This is a genomic window from Centipeda infelix ATCC 43532, assembly GCF_000234095.1.
Lineage (GTDB): Bacteria > Bacillota > Negativicutes > Selenomonadales > Selenomonadaceae > Centipeda > Centipeda infelix.
Map to the genome: position 1 here is coordinate 1 of NZ_JH376819.1, position 644 is coordinate 644.

Annotated in this window: 2 protein-coding genes; both read left to right on the forward strand. The window is 47.2% G+C overall.

Going from position 1 to position 644, the window contains the following annotated elements; genetic code table 11:
• Positions 1-121 precede the first annotated feature (121 nt).
• Complete coding sequence (locus HMPREF9334_RS12810; protein ID WP_281042440.1) at positions 122-262, forward strand: replication/maintenance protein RepL; 141 nt, start codon at positions 122-124, stop codon at positions 260-262.
• 10 nt (positions 263-272) lie between these two features.
• Complete coding sequence (locus HMPREF9334_RS12815) at positions 273-545, forward strand: replication/maintenance protein RepL (protein ID WP_281042441.1); 273 nt, start codon at positions 273-275, stop codon at positions 543-545.
• Positions 546-644: the final 99 nt, after the last annotated feature.

Sequence of the window (644 nt, forward strand, 5' to 3'; positions counted from 1 at the left end):
ATATGATATTATCATATCAATATCAAGCAAGGAGGAAAACAAATGGCAGTAACCCGCAAGAAAGTCAAGGTAGTAGGAACAGAAACTTATATTCAAGCAGGATACTGGAGAACTGCGAGAAATGCAGGTAATTGACATTGAGGAGCGCGACGCTAATTTTCATAAGCTCTGGCTCGGTCATATTTTGAACAGTATCGACCTTATCGGAAACCAGAAAACGCGCCTTGCTTTCTGGATTCCTCGACCATCTGGACAGCAATAATCTTCTGCCAATGACACAGAGGCAGATAGCCGATAAAAGCGGTATCAGCTATCAAACGGTATCGAGGACACTACAAGCACTAATCGACAGTAACTTCTTGCAACGCATCAATCAAGGCGCATATCGCGTAAACCCAGACGTATTATTCAAGGGCGGGAAGAACGCAAGAATGAACGTGCTGCTGCAATATCACGACGCAGCAGCCGAAGGGGACGGCTCGAACGATTCCGCAGCCATTCCTGAAGAACAATACGAGGTATTCGCAGAGCAAAAAGCAAGCTGACTTGAATCCGATCGGCGCCGATGTGCGCCGATCTATTTTTTTATCCGCCCATCGCGGCGGATCAGCGAACGAAGGTGAGCGGCAAAAATCGCCCGATAC

Coding starts and splice junctions, on each gene's coding strand:
- HMPREF9334_RS12810 (WP_281042440.1), top strand. CDS start 122: ATGCAGGTAATTGACATTGAGGAGCGCGACGCTAATTTTCATAAGCTC.
- HMPREF9334_RS12815 (WP_281042441.1), top strand. CDS start 273: ATGACACAGAGGCAGATAGCCGATAAAAGCGGTATCAGCTATCAAACG.